The organism is Paraburkholderia sp. XV (assembly GCF_020177535.1).
Classification (GTDB): domain Bacteria; phylum Pseudomonadota; class Gammaproteobacteria; order Burkholderiales; family Burkholderiaceae; genus Paraburkholderia; species Paraburkholderia caribensis.
Genome location: NZ_JAGUUD010000010.1, coordinates 99,243 through 118,477 on the forward strand (window position 1 = coordinate 99,243; position 19,235 = coordinate 118,477).

Here is a 19,235-nt window from a genome sequence, read left to right on the forward strand (position 1 = left end):
AGCAGATCGGCGCAATTTCAGGCACGCAACGCATCGCTTTCGTACTCACGGAATCGTGCGACCTGCTCGGGATAGGCGCTATCGCCGAGGCGCTTGAATGTGCGTGTTCGCTAGCGACAGGCGAGTCTTCGAAAAGGTACGAGATGCGATTTCTGTCCGAAGGCGGTGGACATGTCAAATGCGATCGCTCGCTGTTCGTTTCGACAGACGATTTACCGAAGTCGGGCGACGAGCGATTTGCCCATGTGTTCGTCGCTGGCGGGATGCATTCGAGAGCGGCCTGCGACACACCGGCACTGAGCGGCTGGCTGCAACGGATGAGGGCCAATGGCGCGCGCGTCAAACTCTTCGCGGCGGGCTTCGAAGCATCGAATGGGACCTACGACAAAGGCGCGGTCAACGGATACGAACAGGCGCGTCGCCGCAGGGCGCAATTAGGCAGTGCTGTTAAAGCGGCCTTCGAAGTTATCCGCGCGGATTTCGGCGAATCGGTCGCGCACGAAGCACTGCGCCGTACATCGTTCGTCGATTCGAGCGAATGGCTGTCGTCATCCATGGACGCAGCCAATACGTCGGGAGACCGAATCCGCGCTGCGGCGCGGTGGCTGCAGGATAACTGTCATCGCGCCGTCACCGTGAACGACGCAGCGGAAGCCTGCGCGATGAGCCAACGCACGCTGTTGCGCAACTTTCAAACGCACATCGGCGCATCGCCCTCCGAGTATTTGCAGCGAGTCAGGATCGAGCGTGCGTGCCAGTTGCTCGCGGAGACTTCGCTGCCCGCCGACAAAGTGGCGCGACGCGTCGGACTGACCAACGGCGATCGACTTGGCAAGCTGTTTCGCCGTTGCGTGGGCAAGTCTCCCATCGAGTACCGTGCGTGGACGCGTGGCAACGCAGATGCGAAAGGATCGAATGGCGAGACGACGTGCAGTGTTCATCAACAGCCGACGCTCGCGACATGTGACGAATAACGCGCGTGCCGTTAGTGCTAGCCGACTCAAAATGGCAGCGCGTGCCTCGGGGTGTCGCGCTGCCGCATTTTCTACAGATCGGACGGATGGTGAAACGGGTGTCAATAAGCCCGCCAATCCCATTTTGTCGAATGCATCCAGGGTCGATACCGAAATAAAATTCTCAGCGTGACGAAAATTGCGCCATTCACCGCACATTTTTCTGTCGGTAATTGTGTCTCCTCGGTAAAAGCGACGTCCCCATTCTTCCGCTTATCGATTTCCAATGCGGCAATACCCGCAATGCGCAGAACAATAAGGATCACAAAAATACCTCATAGGGTCATATTGGCCCGCCCTCCTGCGCGAAATCCACTCAAAGAGAATCGAAAGGGCGAATTTCCTTTCCAGAAAGATATAGTCGGAAGAATTCTGCTAATTGTCCGATGAAGTTATTTTTCGGTGTGATTTACCGCATGTATTGGGTATTATTTACGCCGATCGAAAGGATATGTGCGAACAAATTGCCGGGCGTCATTCACACCCGAAAAAGGTGGGACGGTTGCGCAGTGCACAAGGACAGTTGGCATTAGTGGCAGTACATTAGGGGAAACATCGGAACCCGCCGGGCAGCATGCGGTGTCCGTTCACTCACTTTCTCCCTGTTTATCAATCGGGCGACGAAACGTCATTGCCAGTAAGGATTACTGAGCAATGCGGAGTCGCTCGCGCCGCCATCCTGGTCCGAAATCCAGTAGTCACCTCTTTGGACTTTTTTTCGAGAACTTTCTCGACAGGGATGCGCTTGCCATGAACAAACGACGTCAATTTCTAGGCCGCCTGACGGCTCTCGGTGGCAGCTATGTTCTCACCGCGTGCGGCGGAGGGACGGGCAGTGTCAGCGATGTTTCCGGTGACGCGGTGGCGAAAGCCACGGCCCGCGCAGCGGCATCGGCCAGCGGCACGACGATTCCGTCGGCCACGTCGATCGTCGACAACTCTGGTGCCACATGGACCTTGTCGGGCGGCTCCGTCTACCGGAACGGCGTGAAAGCCGGCAACAACTATAACGTGGCGCTCGTGCTGTTTTATGGCGGCGTGATCTATCACCAGGGGACGGGCGGCCAGTTCTATTCGTGGAATGGATCGACGTGGATTGCCTGTAACGACCCACGCCTCGGCGGGACGTCCGCGGATGGCACGGCGATTCCCCCCGCGTCGTACATCATCGACAAGACGGGCGCGATGTGGACCGTCGTGAGCGGTGTCGTCTACAAGAACGGCAAGACGGTCGGCAACACCTATAACGTGTCGCTGTTGCTGTGGTATGGCGGAAAGATCTGGCACAAGGGAACAGGCGGACAGTTCTATGTCTGCACGGATGCTGGCGGCTGGCTGCCCTGCAGCGATCCTCGCATCGCGACAGCGGCTACGGCAGGGACGTTCTACGGCGTCAACGGCCACTACGACTACAGCTACACGCCAGCGCAGCTCGTGTCGATCCTGAAAGGCATGGGCTGCACGAGTTACCGCGTGGGTTGCACCGACGACCCGAAGCAGTTGAATGCAGTCACGAAGCTCGCGCAAGCCTTCCAGTCGGCGGGGATCTCGCTGCTCGTGCTGATCAACCAGGGCGTGTACGACGCCAACGGCAACGTCTTCACTAGCGAGTCAGCCGCATACAATCGCGGCTTGCAGGCTGCAATGGCAGTCGCGAATGCACTCAAGGCGTACGGCGTAACCCTGTACGAGTGCGGAAACGAGCTGACCCGGCAGAACGCCACGGTTCTGGACTTTACCAACGCAGGCACCAAAGCGGTCGACTTCAACAACGCGAACTGGCCCGCCATGCGCGGCGTGATGCGCGGCATGATCGACGGCGTGAAGTCGGTTCAACCGTCGGCAAAGTGCGGCATCAACTTCTGTGTCGCGGATATCGGCGCAGCGGACGCCCTGTGGGACGGCATGCAGCCGGACGGATCGGGCGGTCATCCGAAGGTGCGCTGGGACATCACGACGTGGCATAACTACGAGGTGTACGGCGACATCTTCAACATCGGTATCGACGGCTCGGGGCCCGGCTTTGATCTGCCGACGTACTGCAAGGCCCGTTACGGCGTGCCGTTCATCATCACGGAATGGAACACGGGGCCCGAGAAGACGCAGGCGTATCGAGCCAGCTATATCACCAGCACGCTCGGCAAGTTCTATCAGGCGCGTAAGACGCACAATATCCAGTCCGTCATGTATTACGTGCTCGATAGCGGCAACAACACTTACGGCGTTATGACCAACGGTGTCACGCTGAACCCGCCGTATAGCGCGTTTACGAGTTTCGTGTCGGGCAACGCGGACGCCTGATCCGCTGCGCGCCACGCACGCCGCGAATGCTTCCCCGACTGCGAACGGGGAAGCGCGGCCTCACAGATCAGCACTGGCTTCCAGCAGTTGCCCCCATTCATAATCGACGTGGTCGGGCGTGAAGGGCAATACGCCAGCCCCCGGCGTGAATGTCAATTCACCGAAATAGACGCGGTTATCGGGGGCATAGAGATCGACGCGAACATAGTCGAAATCTTTGGCCAGGACCGTCGCGGCTTTCAGCACCGCTTCGAGGTTGTCAGGCCGCGGCGGCGGCACGGCGCTGCGTGTGTAAGGGCCGATCATCACATCCATATGGCGCCATTGCGTGTCGAACACGTCGCCATGCGTGTTATTGCCGAAGCGGTCCGTGATCAGAAGAATGTACATGAGCGGACGTCCAGCGTTTCCGCCGAAGCAATGCACCTTGAAATCAGCCGGAACGCGCCCGTGATGGTCCAGAAGAAGTTGCTCGAAGAAGATTCGCGGCCGGATCTTCCTATAATGCCGTTCGCGTGCGACCCAATAGAACGACGTCGATAGCCACCGTTCCGACAGTTCCTGCAGCCTTTCAAACGTGGTCTCCGACTTGTTCCGCACAATTTCGACGAACGTGCTGCCGTGATTCGCCTTCATCACGAATGCATCGGGCAGACTGTCGAAGACCGCACGCGTGAATACCTCAGGCGCGGCGATAAGCGGAACGAGATGCGCTTCGCCGAGTTTGGCGGCAACATATTCCCGGACTTCGAGCTTATCGGTCAATGGTACATAGCGCGGGTCCGGCCGAAGATTGCGTTGCAGGATCTTCTCGTTGAACGTTGCTGGACGCGCGAGCCGTGGATATCGCCCGATGCATTTCCGGTGCAACAGGCTAAGGAACAGCGTGTCGGGCAACATCGACTTTGCCTTCTCTTTCATTCTGCGGATTGCCGACTGCGAAGGAATCGGATCTCCTGAACCATAGTCATGCAGCTGCGGGCGCGCCCCGACCTCTCCGGACGATGCGGCCTTCTCGTTTCTGGTGCCAGACGCGTCCTTCTCTTCACGGGCCTGCGCATATTCGGTTATTGGCATTGTTAGCGCTCCCTGCGCCCGCTAGAAAACGGGTTTCATTTGCGAATCGACCGCTGCGGCAGTTTCGACGACATGGTCAGCTGGCGACGGCGTCGGTGTGTGATTGCTGGTGCCGAGATGGCGCAACGCGCGAAAAGCGGTTGGCGACATGCCGTATCGCACCTTGAAGATGCGCCCCAGCCGGTTGCCGTCGCCCATGCCGCAACGCCTTGCAATCTTGTCGATGGGAAGCTCGGTTTCCATCAGCATCGAGCAGACGACCTCGAAGCGCGTGCGCAACAGGTATTCAAGTGGGGTCAGCCCAAACTCGACCTTGAAACGCCGCTGATAGTTGCGTTTGCTCATCGCCGCGGACTCGGCCGCCCGACTCACGGAAATCGCCTTGCTATAGTTTTCCCGGATCCAACGCGCCGACTCGCGGATTTTCTCGGCCGTGGTCGCGATAGCCGGATCATCCGCGCCAGGCCGCATGCGCTGACGCACTTGCGGCTGCAGCGTATGCGCGATCCGGCGCGCCGTTTCCGCGTCGAGGTCGCGACCAATCTGCACGAGGGCCATTTCAGTCGGCGTCGCCCCGGCGGGCCGCATCTCTGACAGACCATCATCCAGCACGAACACAGGCACAGCCGGTTGCACCGCCCCGCTCGACAGATCGCTCTTCTGCCGCATGCAGGGCGGCGCGCTCGATCCCTGGCGCGACAGCCAGGAGACGAGTTGCTCGCTCGATTCATTCATCGGGTCGCCGCTGCAAGCAACGAAGAATGCATGAAAGTCGGCCAGCCGAAACCGTTCGAGCTTCTGCGTCCAGATCGGAAAGCTGGAGCCGCCCGTAACGAATCCGCCCGTCTCCGACAACACCGAGAAGCGGTACGGGGGCTCCTCGCCGACCTCCAGCCCGAGCTTGTTGGCAAGGCAAAAGGCGTCGCCGATCGCGCCCGCAGCGGCCATCGAACAATGCGGGGCAATGAGCAGGCCGATATGCTTCTCAACCTCCGGTTTCTCGAGCCGGTCATCGACACACAAGGGATGTGATTGATAAATCCCATTCACTGTTAGCTCTCCCAATTAATGCGCAACAATTCAACGCCAATCAGAATACATTAGAGAAAAGAGCCATGCGACGCCTGTCCGATTGGCGCGAACGATGTGGCGAAATCGTTCGGACGTGGGAATTCTTACTTAAATGCAGACTCGGCGTTTCAGGCTATTTTTCCTAATGACGGAAAGATTTTCTGGGAGAAAATGTCCGATTGTGTTGACCCGAAGCCGCGTCATGAACCGCGAGAGCTCGCCATAGAAGGGCCGCAGAGCGAGCAAGGACTTTGTAAGCGAATGGCGCTAATGGCGTACTGTCACTACCGTTTCGTGACGCGATTGCTCGCGTTGCGTATCACTCTGTTACACGAATTTCAGATCGCAACAACTCTTTCTTCGATGCCCGGCCGATGTAACGTGTTCCACGATATCGGCCATTAGTACCCGAATTTATGCCGGGTTTGTACTAATTCAAATTCGGTGCGTCTATCCTTCAACGCAACATCAATCGAAGGGCGACGTCGTGGATCGAAGACCGATTCCTGAAGTCTGCCTAAGCTCTTTTCATAGGCTCCCGTCGAGAGCGTGCGTGACTTGCCAATCGTCCCATTCGTTGTGTGGCTCGACGCCTGTCACTGTGAACGCTAAAGGGTTCGCATCAATGCGGACACGACGGGTGTTTTGCCATTGCCAGTGAAGTTCTGACACATCGGGGCGCTGCGGCTATTTCACTCCCCGTGAGTCGCTATTGCCATCCGTTCCTGTAACTCATCATCAGCCCGAGCACGGCTGATCGAGCTTTCTGTTGCATTCCGTCCGGCGGCTTCAGGTCGCCGTCTGGCCGTGTACTCGTGTGCTTCGCAGCCTGCTCGACCAACCGCATTTCAAAGGATGATTCCCGTGGATTATTACCCCTCGAACTCGCTTCCTGTTGCCCCTGAGGTTGAGCGCGGGCAACTCACCGCTCGAGAAATGCTCAACCTGATGCGGGACCACATCTGGGAAATCGTGGCGGCCACCGTCGCGGTGTTTCTGCTCGCGGTCGCGTACCAGCTGATTGCCACGCCCGTCTATTCGGCGGATGTGCTCGTGCGCGTCGATCCGCCCGAGCCCAACGCGCTCGGTCTCGCGCTACAGACTCAGGAGGCGCTTCCGCCGCCCGCGCCGTCACCCAGCACGGAAATGGGCGTGATGCGCAGCCGTTCGGTGCTCGACCCCGTGATCGACCGATATCGCTTCGATGTCTCGGTGAAGCCTCGGCGCATCCCGATCCTCGGCGACATTGCAGACAGGTTCTCGACGCCAGGCGAGCCGAATGGCGCATGGCTCGGCCTGAAGTCGTTCGCGTGGGGCGGCGAGGTCGTCAAGGTCGGTTACCTGAATGTTCCGCAGAATCTCGAAGAAGAGAAGCTGAGTCTCGTTGCGCTAGGCGACGGCGCATATGAACTGTTAGGTCCGTCGGGCGAATTTCTGATCAAGGGCACGGTCGGCAAGCCCGCCGAAGGCAACGGCATTTCGGTGCTGATCAACCAGCTTGCCGCGCGGGCAGGCACGCACTTCGAGGTGATCCGCTGGAACGCGGTGGATGCGACCAAGCGCTTCATGGACGTCGTGAAGATCACGGACAAGGTGAAGGACTCCGGCCTCATCCAGATCGAATACGCGGACAAGAGTCCTTCAAAGGCGGCTGAAGTCGCGAACGCGCTGGGGCAACAGTACCTCGTGGCAGCGATTGCCGGTCGTCAATTGAACGACACGCAGACACTGAGTTTCATCAAGGGCGAATTGCCGCGCCTGCTTGCGGACCTGCGCAAATCGGAAGAAGCACTCAAGAGCTTCCGCGCGAAGTCCAATTCGATGCAGCCGACCACGGAAGCGCAATCCTATCTGCAAGGCGGCCTCGATCTCGATCGGCAGATTGCCAGTCTGGAACTGCAACGCACGCAACTGCTGGACAAGTACGCGCCGGGAAGCCGCTGGATTCAAAGCATCGATACTCAGCTTGCGCAACTGAAGAAGACGAAATCCGAGTTCGACGGACGCTTTCAGGGCATGCCTGCGTCCGAGCGTGAGAGCGTCGACCTGATTCGTGCGCAGAAGGTCGCTGAAACGGTCTACATGGGCATGGTGCAGAAGGCCGAGCAATTGACGGTGCGTCGTGCGAGCACCACGGGTGGCGCGCACATTCTCGATTCGGCCGTGCGGCCGCATCGCCCCGTCAAGCCCGATCCGCTGATCGTGCTCCCGGGTGGCTTCGTGCTCGGTCTCGTGGCGGGCGTGTTTATCGTCTTCATGCGCCGTCACGTGCTGGTCGGCGTAACGGACCCGCGCTATGTCGAGCGCCGTCTGAGTGTGCCTGTCGTCGGCGAAGTGCTGTTCAGTCATCAGCAATCGCTGCTCGATCGTGGCCTGCCGGCGGCCGCGCGCAAGCCATTGCCGGGCGCAGGCGGGCGCGGTGCACTGCCGATGCAGCGCGGCGCGGAGGGAGGCGAGTCGGCAACGGGCGAAAAGATCGACCCGTCGTTCGGTACCTCGGGCAACAAGATTCTTGCCGAACGCTTCCCGCATGACGCATCGGTTGAAGCGTTACGCGAAGTCCGCACCGCAATGGCGCGAGATCTTGCGCATACGCGCAACAACATCGTGATGGTGACGGGACCGACCACATCGGCGGGCAAGAGCTTCGTCGCTGCGAACCTCGCGACACTGCATGCGGAGGCAGGGTCGCGGGTCGCGCTGATCGACGGCGACATGCGCCGTGGCCATCTCGCGGCATTCTTCGGCCAGAACAATCGCGGCGGTCTTTCCGAAGTACTCGCCGAACGGATGCCGCTGCGCGACGCGTTGCGGCAAGTCGGGATTGAAGGCGTGACCTTCATGTCGTGCGGGGCGCGCCCGGAGAATCCTGCGGCATTGCTCACGCGGCCGCGCTTCAGGGAAATATTGCAGCGGCTCGGCAATCACTTCGACATGGTGATCGTCGACACACCGCCGTTCCTCGCCGTGACGGACGCGTCCATCATCGCGAACGAAACCGGCGCGTCGCTGCTCGTGCTGCGTTCGGGCATGCAGACCGAGGAGGAGATTGCCGACACGATCAAGAAGATCGAGCGCGCGGGCGGACGTGTTGCCGGCGCTGTCTTCAACGGCATTCCGCTGCGTCGTAGCACGCGCAATTACGGCTACGCGACGAACTATGCGAGCGACTTCGGCGAGGTCGAGGCAACCGCCTGATGGCAGGTTGTCCCTACGCAACCCCTGAAAACGGCACAACTTCGTAAGGCGAAGAATCGATGGCATTCGCGATTAATGGAAAGTTCACATCGCAGCCTGTAACAGGCGTGCAACGGGTCGCATATGAACTCACGAGAGCGATGCAACTGCGTGAGGAACCGGGCAACGAACTGGAGATATTCGTGCCGCACAACGCGATGGAGCCCGGTGCGTCGCTCAGGCGGCAGCGGCGCTTTCCGTGGCTGCGCGGCACGCTGTGGGAACAGATCACGCTGCCGCTGGCAGCGAGGGGCCGAACGCTCGTCAATCTGTGCAACACGAATCCGATCCTCAAGCGCAGGCAAGTGGTGATGGTGCACGACATGGCCGTCTATGACGCGCCGAATGGTTTTTCGAAGAAGTTCTTGCTGTGGTATCGGCTGTGTTTCTCGATCCTGCCAAGAATGGAACCATTCGTGCTCACGGTATCGGCATTTTCGAAGCGGCGTATCAGCCATCACCTGAAGATCGACGAGTCGCGTATTGCCGTGATCCAGCCGGGTGCGGATCATCTCGATCGCGTCGTGCCGGATTACGGCGTCATCGATCGCCTGCAGCTCAGGGAAGACTCGTACTGCGTGATCGTCGGGAGCCTCGATCCGCGCAAGAATTTGCAGTGCGTGCTCGAAGCGATCTCGGGCTTGAGCCATTTACGCGACGTGAGATTCGTGATTGTCGGCGGAAAGAACTCGCGCATTTTTGCCAGTGAAGGCATCGAGGCGATGTCGCGCTCAAAGCAGGTGATATGGGCGGGCTTCGTATCGGACGGCGAGTTGAAGGCGCTCTATCAACGTGCCGGTTGCCTGGTTTTTCCGTCGCTATATGAAGGCTTTGGATTGCCGCCGCTCGAGGCCATGTATTGCGGATGCCCCGTGGTCGCTTCGTCGCGCACCTCGATTCCCGAAGCGTGCGGAGACGCCGCGATGTATTGCGATGCGACGTCGGCGCAAGACGTTGCCGAAAAGATCTCGCTGATGATGAGCGACGGCGCCATCAGGCAACAGTACCGGGTGAAAGGTATGGCGCATGCGCGCGAATACCGTTGGGACCGCTCGGCAAAGAGGCTGCTCGACGTGTTGTACGGCAAGGAGAGCGAGCCGCTTTCGGAACTTGCAGCACGTGTGTCGGCTGGGTGAGCAACGGACGAGGCAGCCCATGGATCGAATGAATTACCGGCCATCCAGACGACGTGTGCTCGCGGCGTTTGCTGCGCTCGCGTGTGCGGGCTTGCGACCCATGCATGCGATGGCAGCGGCCGCAGCCGGTCCGGTCGGCAATCGCGCAGCTCGCAGGATTACCGACATGATCGGAACGAATGGGTGGCCGGGCTCGGCGGCCGACATCGAGATGTGGCGCAAGATGGGCATTAGCTGGGGGCGTGGGTCAGTCGGGCCCGGTCAGCCGGATGCGCCGACCCAACCGATGCGCGTCGACAAGACAGGCAATCGCTATGACAGCGATCTGCCCTCCGTCATATTGCGCAATAACCAGAATGGCATCCGGTCCTTGTTGTTTCTCGGCTATACGCCAAAGTGGAATGCGAGTCTTCCCGGCGACACGAAGTCAGCACCGGAAGATGTCGACGCGTGGGAACGTTATGTGGATGCGGTGGTTCGCAAGTACTCTGGACCGCCGTATGGCGTGCGCCATTTCCAGATATGGAATGAAGCGGCGGGACGTTTGTCGGGCGGATTGCCGCAAGCCACTTTCTGGCACGGCCCGAACTTCAGCAAGAACGAGCACCAGTCCGGACCTTATGACCGCGCATTGCAGGACTATGTGGAGCGAATTCATATTCCGGCCGCCCGCATTATTCGACGCTATGGCGGCTACGTCGTCTATGGCGGTTGGCCCGATCAGGGCGGTCTCGACAATCTCGACAAATGGCTCGATTACCGGAGCCCGCGTTTGAACGAGCGAATGGCCGACTGGGTGGATTACCTCGACACACACTACCTGCCCGTGGCAGACCTGGACCGCCTGTATGAACGATACGTCAAGCAGGGGCCGGCGCGCGGATTGTGGCAAACGGAGATTGGCGACAGATACATGCTCGACGAGCACTACTTGCCCCGCTACTTTTTCGAGTTTGCGGTATGGGCGCTGGCGCGAAATTGGGACGATCCGGACAAGTATCTGTCGATGGTCTATCACTGGGACGGCTATGAACCGTTCCGGCTCACGCATCGCGGCCCGCCCGTGCGCACTTTCAATGTCTCAGGGCAAAGCCTGATCGTGCTCAACCAGACGATTCCCGGCACGCTTGCGCCGCTTTCGAAGCCGCTTCGATTCGGCCCGGAAGTCACGGGGTCCGGTTTGCTGTCCGACAGGGACATGGTGATTCAGGTGAGCGCGCCATCCGGCTGGCGCACCGTGGAGGCAGCGGGTGTCGCACCGCCGTCGGGTGGCGCGCAAGTGCTCTTGATCGATGCGCTGACGGGTGCCGCTGCTTCCAGAGAAGACGCCGCGCTGAACTGGAATAGCGACGTCATGAACATACGGTTTCGCGTGCCGGACAACGTCAATGGTGCCGACAGAAAGCCGCCCAGACATCTTGCCTATCTCGTCGTGCGGGCGAACCAGGGGAAAACAGCTTGAGAGAGACGGGTTCTTTTTGCATTCAACAGGCGACTGCACCCATTTCCACAAAGCGGATTCGATTGCCCGCTGATTCAATTTATCGTATCGAGGCTCTATGAAACAGATCGCCATCGTCATATGCAACTACAACTATGAACGCTTTCTCGCCGAGACGATCGATTCTTCGTTGGCGCAGGACTATCCCGGAACGCGCGTGATCGTCATCGACGATGGATCGACGGATGATTCGCGCGCCGTGATAGAGCAATACGGTACCCGTATCTCTGCGGTTTTCAAGGAAAACGGCGGGCAGGTGTCCGCATACAACCTCGGCGTCGAACTCGCCGGCACCGACTATGTGATCTTCCTCGATTCCGACGATGTGCTGTATCCGCACGCGGTGTCGGAGGTCATGCGCAAGTTCGAAGAAGAGCCTCTGGCGAAAGTGCAGTTTCGTCTCGATGTGATCGACGAAGCGGGCAAGCAGACGGGCGCTTACGTACCGCATTCGGAGCCGCCCGCCGACTGCGGCCGTTTGCTCAGAGAAGGCTGGCTCTATCCGTCGCCGCCGGCGTCGGGCAATGCATATAGCGTCAGTGCGCTGAAAGCGGTCTTCCCTGTGCCGGAAGGCGGCACCAACCGCTACGGGGCGGACTTCTATGCGATCTACGGAGCGGCGCTGATGGGTGCCGTTGCGACGATACCGCAATCGCTCGGAGCGTACCGGGTCCATCATTCTGCTGCGCCGAGCGTGTCGTTCGCGAACTCGGAGCAGATCAAGAAGGCACCGAAGGCGTTCAAGGAGCGTTGGGTCACGCTGCGTGAAATCGCGAAGCAGAGGATGAATCTCGATCTACCGCCTGCATTTCACGATTTCGCCCATGAAAAAGCGTACTTCGGATCGAGTCTCTATCATGCGTCGCTCGGCGCGCGGTGGCGCTGGATGCTGAACGATTCGCGCGCCTATATGCACACGATCGTCGCCAACCCGTTCTGGAGCCTGAAAAAGAAGGCTGGCACGCTGTTCTTGTCGAGCCTTTGTCTGTTGCCTTACTCACCTCTTTCAGACTTCGTGGTCCGATACATCACCAACCCCCTTGCGCGCCGCAGCACGGTCGAGCAATAGCATGCGGCGTCGCCAATACAGGAGAGGTGGGAATGGATGGTAAGAAGAGCGCTAACGTCATAGCGTTTGTCTATGGTGGATATCTGATGAGGTACGTGTACCTCATCATCGTCGTGCCATTCTATGGACGCGTGCTCGGCGTCGCCGAATACGGACGTGTTCTGGCGGCGATGTCGCTGATGAACGTCATCTGGATGCTCGCGAGCTACGGCTTCACATTCGTCGGCATGCGCGAGATATCGAAGGCTCGGAACAACAGCGAATGCAACGCCATTTACTCGTTGCATACGAGCGCGCGCCTTGTATTGTGCGTGCTGGGCGCGTGCATCGGCGTCATTGCGACCTTCTGTTCGCCGACATTGTCGGAGCGCCCGCTCATCGGCCTGCTGGCAACCACGCTGGGCGTCGTGTCGGCATTGAATCTGGGCTGGCTCTATCAAGGGCGTCATCATTTCCGCACGCCGATCATGATCGAGGTATTCGGCTTTGCGGTGAGTCTGGTGCTGGTGCTGTGCCTCGTGAAAGGACCGGCGGACTCGGTTTGGGTAGTCGGTAGTCTGTTGACGGCGGGCGTGCTGTCTCTGGCCATTTCCTATGCGCTGGCGACGTATCAGCTGGGGCGGCCCCATCTCTCGTTTTCGGGTATCGCGTCGCTCGTAAAGGGCTCGACGATGCTGTTCTGCTATTCGTCGGGTTCGGTCGTGCTGACGGCATCGTCGACGTATCTGCTGACGCTGCTCTCCACGCCGGCCCAAGTGGGCTATTTCGGCGCGGCGGAGCGGTTTGCGACGATTGGGCTGAGCCTGATGGGGCCCGCATCGCAAGTCTTCATTCCGACCATTTCCCGCCAGCTTGCACAGGGCGACAAGGCGGGCGCTCACGCGACCACGCGGCGCGGCGCGACGCTGATGCTCGGTTACGGCATGCTGGTTTTTTGCGGTGCTTTGACGTTGTCGCCCATCGTTCTGCCGTTGATTCTCGGGGAAGCGTTTACGCCGAGCGGCCATGTGTTGCAGTGCTTTGCCTGGATGTTTCCGTTTGCGGCGTTCAACGAATTCGCTGCGTTCTATGTATTCGTTCCGCGGAAAAAAGATCGCTTGCTGGCTATTGCGGGTGCCGCGTCCGGTGTCGCGAACCTTCTCGCGGCGCTCTACCTTGCGCCGCGATACGGGGCGCAGGGTATGGCATTCGCTCGCGTCATCGGCGAACTTTCGCTGTCGGCGATGCTGCTGACCGTCATGGTTCGGCTGGAATTGATTACCTTGGTGCCCGGGGCCGGGCGCGCGATCGCAATGGCGCGAGTCGCGTGGGGAACACGCGGTCAGGCTGGCGCGCGCGAGGAGGATTGACAGATTCCTTGTTGGCGGGCGGAGCAGATTGTCGGATCAGGTTCAAATGGACCGGAAAAGTATTAACGTACTCGACGAGTACAGGGAGGTCGCGTTGAAAGTTGCCATTGTTCATGACTGGTTGGTGGTATCGGGCGGTGCCGAAAAGGTACTGCAGAACATTATCGAATGCTTCCCGGACGCGGACCTGTTTTCGCTGGTCGATTTCATGGAGGACCGCGCCTGCATCAAGGACAAGCCGGTCAGGACATCGTTCATCCAGCGCTTGCCGTTCGCGCGCAAACGCTACAGGGCGTATCTGCCCTTGATGCCGATCGCAATCGAACAGCTCGATCTGTCCTCCTACGACCTCGTCATTTCCAGTTCGCATGCCGTGGCGAAAGGCGTGCTGACGGGACCGAACCAGTTGCACATAAGCTACGTGCATTCGCCCATACGCTACGCGTGGGATCTTCAACATCAGTACCTGAGAGAGTCGCGTCTGACGGCGGGCGTCAAATCGGCGATGGCCCGTGTGCTGCTTCACTATATTCGGGGATGGGATTCGCGTTCCGCGAATGGCGTCGATCATCTGCTCGCCAATTCGAAGTTCATTGCGCGCCGGATCAGGAAGGCCTATCGGCGCGATGCGACGGTCATTTACCCGCCCGTCGATCTTAGCCATATGCCGATTCGTGAGGGCAAGGAGAACTTCTACGTCACTGCGTCCCGCATGGTGCCCTACAAGCGCATCGATCTGATCGTCAAGGCGTTTTCACAAACACCGGAGCGCAAACTGGTCGTCATCGGCGATGGGCCGGATATGAAGAAGGTCAAAGCCGCCGCGGGTGAAAACGTCACGATTCTCGGCCATCAGCCGTTCGACGTGCTGGTCGATCATCTGCAGCGCGCGCGTGCCTTCGTGTTTGCGGCGGAAGAAGATTTCGGCATTTCGGTCGTCGAAGCGCAGGCGTGCGGGACACCCGTGGTCGCGTTTGGGCGGGGCGGAGCGTTGGAGTCGGTGCTAGGCTTGCCGCGCGAGCGGCCCACGGGCGTGTTTTTCCAGGAGCAGACGGCTGAGTCGCTGCTGGAAGCCGTGGACAGGTTCGAAAAGTACTCCCGTCTTTTCGATGCGCGTCAGTGCCGCAAGAACGCGGAGCGCTTTTCGTCGGAGCGGTTCAAGACAGCGTTGACGTCATTCATCGAAGACCGGCTGCCGGATAGTCTCACCGATCCTTCGTATGTGGAGGCCGCAGACGATGAAGTGTCGTTAAAGGACGAAGCGCCCGAGCGGCATCTGCTGGTCTGAACGGCTTCGCTCGCGCGGACGCTTATCCGTGTTGCCGCGGGCGCGCGTGTGACAGCGCGCAGACGAGCGCCGGCGTATTCTCTCTAAGCGCCGCCGAGTTGTCCTTGATGAGATCCTGGAACGGCGCCGTATGCCCATAGGTCAAGGTCGACACGGCGAGCAGGCAAATCGTCGACCCGATAGGCCATAACCGTCGGAATTCGGCGCGTAGCGCCGTCCGCAGAAACGCTGCAGCGACGGTGGCGCCGATCACCCAACCCACACAGACTTCGGCGATCGAGTGCGAATGTCCGTGCACACGCGAAGCCCCTGTCAGTGCGCCCAAAAGCAGTCCAGCGGCGACGCCTGCGAGGATGCCTGAACGGGGCAGCCGCCACCATCTCAATTGCAGCGCGAGCGCGACGGTCCACACGGCTGTCGATAGCATCGTATGACCGCTAATGACGCGAAAGTGCATCAATGGCGGCACCACGCCCCACGTGTAATACAAGATCTTGCTCACGCCGACCAGCAGCATGCCGCAGCTCAACGCGAGCGCCCAGCGCAACGCGAGCCGCACATCACTCATTGCAATCCAGATTGCACACACGATGGCGATGGGCAGCGTGACAGCAGCATCGCCGACGTTGGAAAGGACTGTCCACATATCGGCCTGTTCGTTCGGTTTCGTCGGCTCAAGAGCGCGGGATACTGCGCCCGGTTGCCGTTGGATAAGCTTGTCCGCCTTGTCGATATGGCGGCTGCGGGTCGGGAACACGGACCCGTCCGTATGCAGGATTCGACACGCGCACCGGTCGCGACGCGAGCAGCAGTGAAATCACTAGAGAAAGAATCAGAACATTTGAAGGCGAGACCAGCCGATGTTCCGTCGCGGCCATGACGAGCAGACATACGGACGAAATCTCGACGAAGCGGAATGCCGCGAAGTTCCGTCCGCGTTCGACAAGAGCGCTGCGCGCGGCGCCATCCTGGCTCCATTTGACGAGCTTCCAGTAAAAACCCAGCACCAGTGCCAGGCCTACCACGCCAAGCTCCGCAAGAAAGTTCAGATACGAGTTGTGCGCGTGGGAATCGCTGTGTTCGACGATGATGTCGGAAGGTACGCCGAGCACGCCGAAATACGACACGACGTTGCGTATCTGGTCGTCGAATGAACCGAATCCCATGCCGACAATCGGGCTTTGGCGGAAATAGGCGAGTGCTCTTGGCCAGAGCCATTCGTAGCGGATGTCCAGATTCGCCGTCTTGGCGTCCTGATTCTGGATGCTGAAGGTGTAACCCATGTAGTCGACAGTGGAGCGCGTGTGATACATCGCCATGGCAAGGGACGCCACAACGAGGCATGAGATCAGCGACGCGAGAATCACGCGTTTGCGCCCGAAGTACAGATAGGGCAGTACCGCAAGGGCGCCTAGCAGCGAGCCGCGGCTATATGTCGAGAAGAGCATCAGCCAGTTGAGCGCGATCAGCGCGAGCATGATCTTGCTGCGCCGCTGGAGATAGCAGGCCACGCCGAGGCAGAACAGCATCGCGAGAAAGCCGCCTGCCGCATTGCGGGCGATGAAGAAGCTGCCGAAGCTGTCGTCGGGATGCTTGAAGATGCTGAGCAATCCATTCTGTGCGAGATAGAGCGCGTAAGGCGGGATATTGATGACAACGGCAAACACGAAGAACGCGCGAAGCAGCTTGTTCATGTCCCAGCGATGCGAGTACAGGCAACCGGCAAAAATGGGCGCATACGCAATGAACAGATTGCCGTCGCGCCGATAGAAATCGAATTCGGTCAGAGAGTGAGGGTCGTAGAGCAACGTCGATACGAGCGCGAACAGCGTCAGTGCCGTGAGCGGCGCGATAAAGGACGGGTAGCTTCTGCCGAAAAAGCGCCAGGCGCAGAATATGATCGGCAAAAATCCCACTGCGCTAAGCGGCACCAGATTGGTAACAGTCAGGAATAGCGCCAATACCGATATGTAAGCCATTTCGACTCTCGCGAAGAATAGAGTTGCACGTCCGCTGATGGAAGTGGCGCATGTCGATGAAGGATGTTGATCCAACATTGCGCGCGGCGAACGATCGGGATCCCGATCAGCCGCCAGAATGGAATTGCGACTTTGCTATTGACGTGTGAGGTTTCCGTATCCGGACACCAAACGAGGGCAGATATCGTGCCCAACCGGATAAGAGAGGAACACCTTCTATACACAACCTAACACGATTACCCCTTTATTTCCAAGCTCGAATCGCTTTTCAAAAATCTTGAAGCCGCCAGATATTAGCCATTATCCGAAAGGCTCAGCGTGACAGGCCATAACATCAACCGTTCGCGCCAGAGATGCTGTATCGCAGCGTAAGGTGTCTATGATTCATCACAGGTCGAGTTGAATACGATGGCTGCGAGTCGTTCACGACGCCGTTGCCGGAACTTCGATCTTTCCTTCATCTTGCAAGGTTGCGCGAGCACGACGCAGGACGGGCGCTTTCCTCAGTTGCCTCCCGTTCGCGGCCGATGCGCTCTGCGGCCATCACAATCCCGCGTCGATACTCGCAAGATTCGCGCGCAAGGTGTGTAAATAAAAAGCCGGTGGTTGGTTCATATCGACGTCGCCCAGACAGTCACGGGCGACGAGGATCTGGCTTCCGGACTTCAATACCAGGGAGATTGAAGTGGACACACGAATCACGCATGCCGAAGCACAGAACGTCGCCATTGCCGAATCGGCAATCAGTGGCCGACGGCTCGTGCAGGTCATTCTCGCAGGCGGCTCGGGCACGCGGTTGTGGCCCGTATCACGCGAGCAATATCCGAAACAGCTGATCGATGTGGTCGGCGATCAATCGCTTCTGCAGGCCACGATGAAGCGCATGGACGGGTTCACGAAAACGTGGGACGTCGCTGCGGAACCTGTGATTGTCTGTGGCGCTGAACATTTCCATGCGACGTCCGGGCAGGCAGCCGACTGTGGCGTGAAGCCGTGTGTCGTCGTCGAACCGGCGCGGCGCGATACGGCGCCTGCATTGACGCTGGCCGCGCTGGCCGCCTGCGCCGACGGAGACGATCCGATTCTCGTCGCGATGCCTGCGGACCACGCGATTGCGGACGTGCCCGCATTGCATCGGTCCATCGAACTCGCGGCGCTCCACGCGCAGGAAGGTGAGATCGCTACGCTGGGTGTTCCGCCAACGAGCGCCGACACGGGCTTCGGTTATATCCGACTCGGCGCGCAATTGCAGGATGGCGCGCATCGTATCGACCGCTTCGTCGAAAAGCCCGCTGCCGAACTGGCCGCGCAATACGTCGCATCGGGCGGCTACTGGTGGAATAGCGGCATGTTCGTGGTGCGCGCGTCAGTATGGCTCGCCGCGTTGAAAGTGTTCCAGCCGGAAATGCACGCGGCGTGCATGCAGGCCTACGCGGATGCCAGGCGCGACAACGGTCATATCGCGCCGGGTGCCGATGCATTCGAGCGCTGCCCGTCCGATTCGATCGACTATGCGGTGATGGAGCAACTCGGCAAGCCTGCGTCGCCCTTCACGGCTGTCGTGGTGCCGCTCGAAGCTGGCTGGTCCGATCTCGGTTCATGGGATGCCGTGTGGCAGGCAATGGACAAGGATGAGTTCGGCAATGTGGCGAACGGCCGTGTGCTGATGGAAGGCGCAACGAGTACGTATGCGCGTTCGCAAGGCGGCAGGCTTGTCGCATGCGTGGGGACGAGCGATCTGGTCGTCGTCGAAACGGACGATGCCGTGCTCGTCGCGGACCGGTCGCATGTGCAGGACATCAAGGGTCTGGTGTCGCGGATCCGGCAGACCAAGGCGCCGGAAGCCGACAATCATCGAAAAGTGCGTCGTCCGTGGGGCTTTTACGATTCCATCGATCACGGCGAGCGCTTTCAGGTCAAGCGCATCGTCGTGAGTCCTGGCGGGCGGCTGTCATTGCAGATGCATCACCATCGCGCGGAACACTGGATCGTCGTATGCGGCACCGCGCTCGTCACGCGTGGCGACGAGCAGTTCCTGCTGAGCGAAAACCAGTCGACCTACATTCCGATCGGCGTGCAGCATCGTCTCGAGAACCCCGGCCATGTGCCGCTGCAGATCATCGAAGTGCAGTCCGGCGCGTATCTCGGCGAGGACGACATCGTGCGGTTCGATGACAAGTACGGCCGCTGCAATTGAGCGGCCGTGGTGGATAT

The 19,235-nt window shown here is 59.5% G+C and carries 13 protein-coding genes; 9 read left to right on the top strand and 4 right to left on the bottom strand.

Features of this window, described 5'->3' with window-relative positions; genetic code table 11:
• Positions 1–143: 143 nt before the first annotated feature.
• Together KFO72_RS08400 and KFO72_RS08405 are read left to right on the top strand one after the other, a co-directional pair.
• Positions 144–974 carry a helix-turn-helix domain-containing protein gene (locus KFO72_RS08400; protein ID WP_225031866.1) on the top strand — a complete coding sequence of 277 codons (831 nt, stop codon included), beginning with the start codon at positions 144–146 and terminating at the stop codon, positions 972–974.
• 789 nt (positions 975–1,763) lie between these two features.
• The gene (locus tag KFO72_RS08405; RefSeq protein WP_224101912.1) at positions 1,764–3,314 is read left to right on the top strand and encodes a hypothetical protein; all 1,551 of its coding nucleotides are present in this window, start codon (positions 1,764–1,766) and stop codon (positions 3,312–3,314) included.
• 60 nt (positions 3,315–3,374) lie between these two features.
• Here KFO72_RS08405 and KFO72_RS08410 read toward each other — a convergent pair whose 3' ends face one another.
• Both KFO72_RS08410 and KFO72_RS08415 read right to left on the bottom strand, forming a co-directional pair.
• Complete coding sequence (locus KFO72_RS08410) at positions 3,375–4,391, bottom strand: ATP-grasp fold amidoligase family protein (RefSeq protein WP_412101768.1); 1,017 nt, start codon at positions 4,389–4,391, stop codon at positions 3,375–3,377.
• Between the two features lie 21 nt (positions 4,392–4,412).
• Positions 4,413–5,339 carry a helix-turn-helix domain-containing protein gene (locus KFO72_RS08415; RefSeq protein WP_082670459.1) on the bottom strand — a complete coding sequence of 309 codons (927 nt, stop codon included), beginning with the start codon at positions 5,337–5,339 and terminating at the stop codon, positions 4,413–4,415.
• Positions 5,340–6,317: 978 nt separating this feature from the next.
• Here KFO72_RS08415 and KFO72_RS08420 point away from each other — a divergent pair.
• The 6 genes from KFO72_RS08420 (at position 6,318) to KFO72_RS08445 (ending at position 15,042) form a co-directional block, all read left to right on the top strand.
• Positions 6,318–8,660, top strand: coding sequence for a polysaccharide biosynthesis tyrosine autokinase (locus KFO72_RS08420; protein WP_225031867.1), 2,343 nt, complete (start codon positions 6,318–6,320; stop codon positions 8,658–8,660).
• Positions 8,661–8,719: 59 nt separating this feature from the next.
• Entirely contained in the window at positions 8,720–9,835 is a 1,116-nt protein-coding gene (locus KFO72_RS08425; protein ID WP_054932713.1) for a glycosyltransferase family 4 protein, read from the top strand.
• Between the two features lie 19 nt (positions 9,836–9,854).
• Positions 9,855–11,297: a hypothetical protein gene (locus tag KFO72_RS08430; protein ID WP_060603800.1), complete on the top strand. Its 1,443-nt coding sequence runs from the start codon at positions 9,855–9,857 to the stop codon at positions 11,295–11,297.
• A 97-nt stretch (positions 11,298–11,394) separates the two neighbouring features.
• Positions 11,395–12,405: a glycosyltransferase family 2 protein gene (locus KFO72_RS08435; protein WP_054932711.1), complete on the top strand. Its 1,011-nt coding sequence runs from the start codon at positions 11,395–11,397 to the stop codon at positions 12,403–12,405.
• A 32-nt stretch (positions 12,406–12,437) separates the two neighbouring features.
• A complete protein-coding gene (locus KFO72_RS08440; protein WP_225031868.1) occupies positions 12,438–13,754 on the top strand; it encodes a lipopolysaccharide biosynthesis protein in 1,317 nt (438 codons plus the stop codon).
• A 94-nt stretch (positions 13,755–13,848) separates the two neighbouring features.
• Positions 13,849–15,042, top strand: a complete 1,194-nt coding sequence (locus tag KFO72_RS08445) for a glycosyltransferase family 4 protein (protein WP_054932745.1) — start codon at positions 13,849–13,851, stop codon at positions 15,040–15,042.
• Between the two features lie 22 nt (positions 15,043–15,064).
• Here the strand turns inward: KFO72_RS08445 and KFO72_RS08450 are convergent, their stop codons facing one another.
• Entirely contained in the window at positions 15,065–15,688 is a 624-nt protein-coding gene (locus tag KFO72_RS08450; RefSeq protein ID WP_225031869.1) for a phosphatase PAP2 family protein, read from the bottom strand.
• 28 nt (positions 15,689–15,716) lie between these two features.
• On the bottom strand, positions 15,717–17,021 hold the full coding sequence (locus tag KFO72_RS08455; protein WP_054932708.1) for an O-antigen ligase family protein: 1,305 nt from the start codon (positions 17,019–17,021) through the stop codon (positions 15,717–15,719).
• 697 nt (positions 17,022–17,718) lie between these two features.
• On the opposite strand from KFO72_RS08455, the gene KFO72_RS08460 reads away from it, so the two are divergent.
• Complete coding sequence (locus KFO72_RS08460; RefSeq protein ID WP_225031877.1) at positions 17,719–19,218, top strand: mannose-1-phosphate guanylyltransferase/mannose-6-phosphate isomerase; 1,500 nt, start codon at positions 17,719–17,721, stop codon at positions 19,216–19,218.
• Positions 19,219–19,235: the final 17 nt, after the last annotated feature.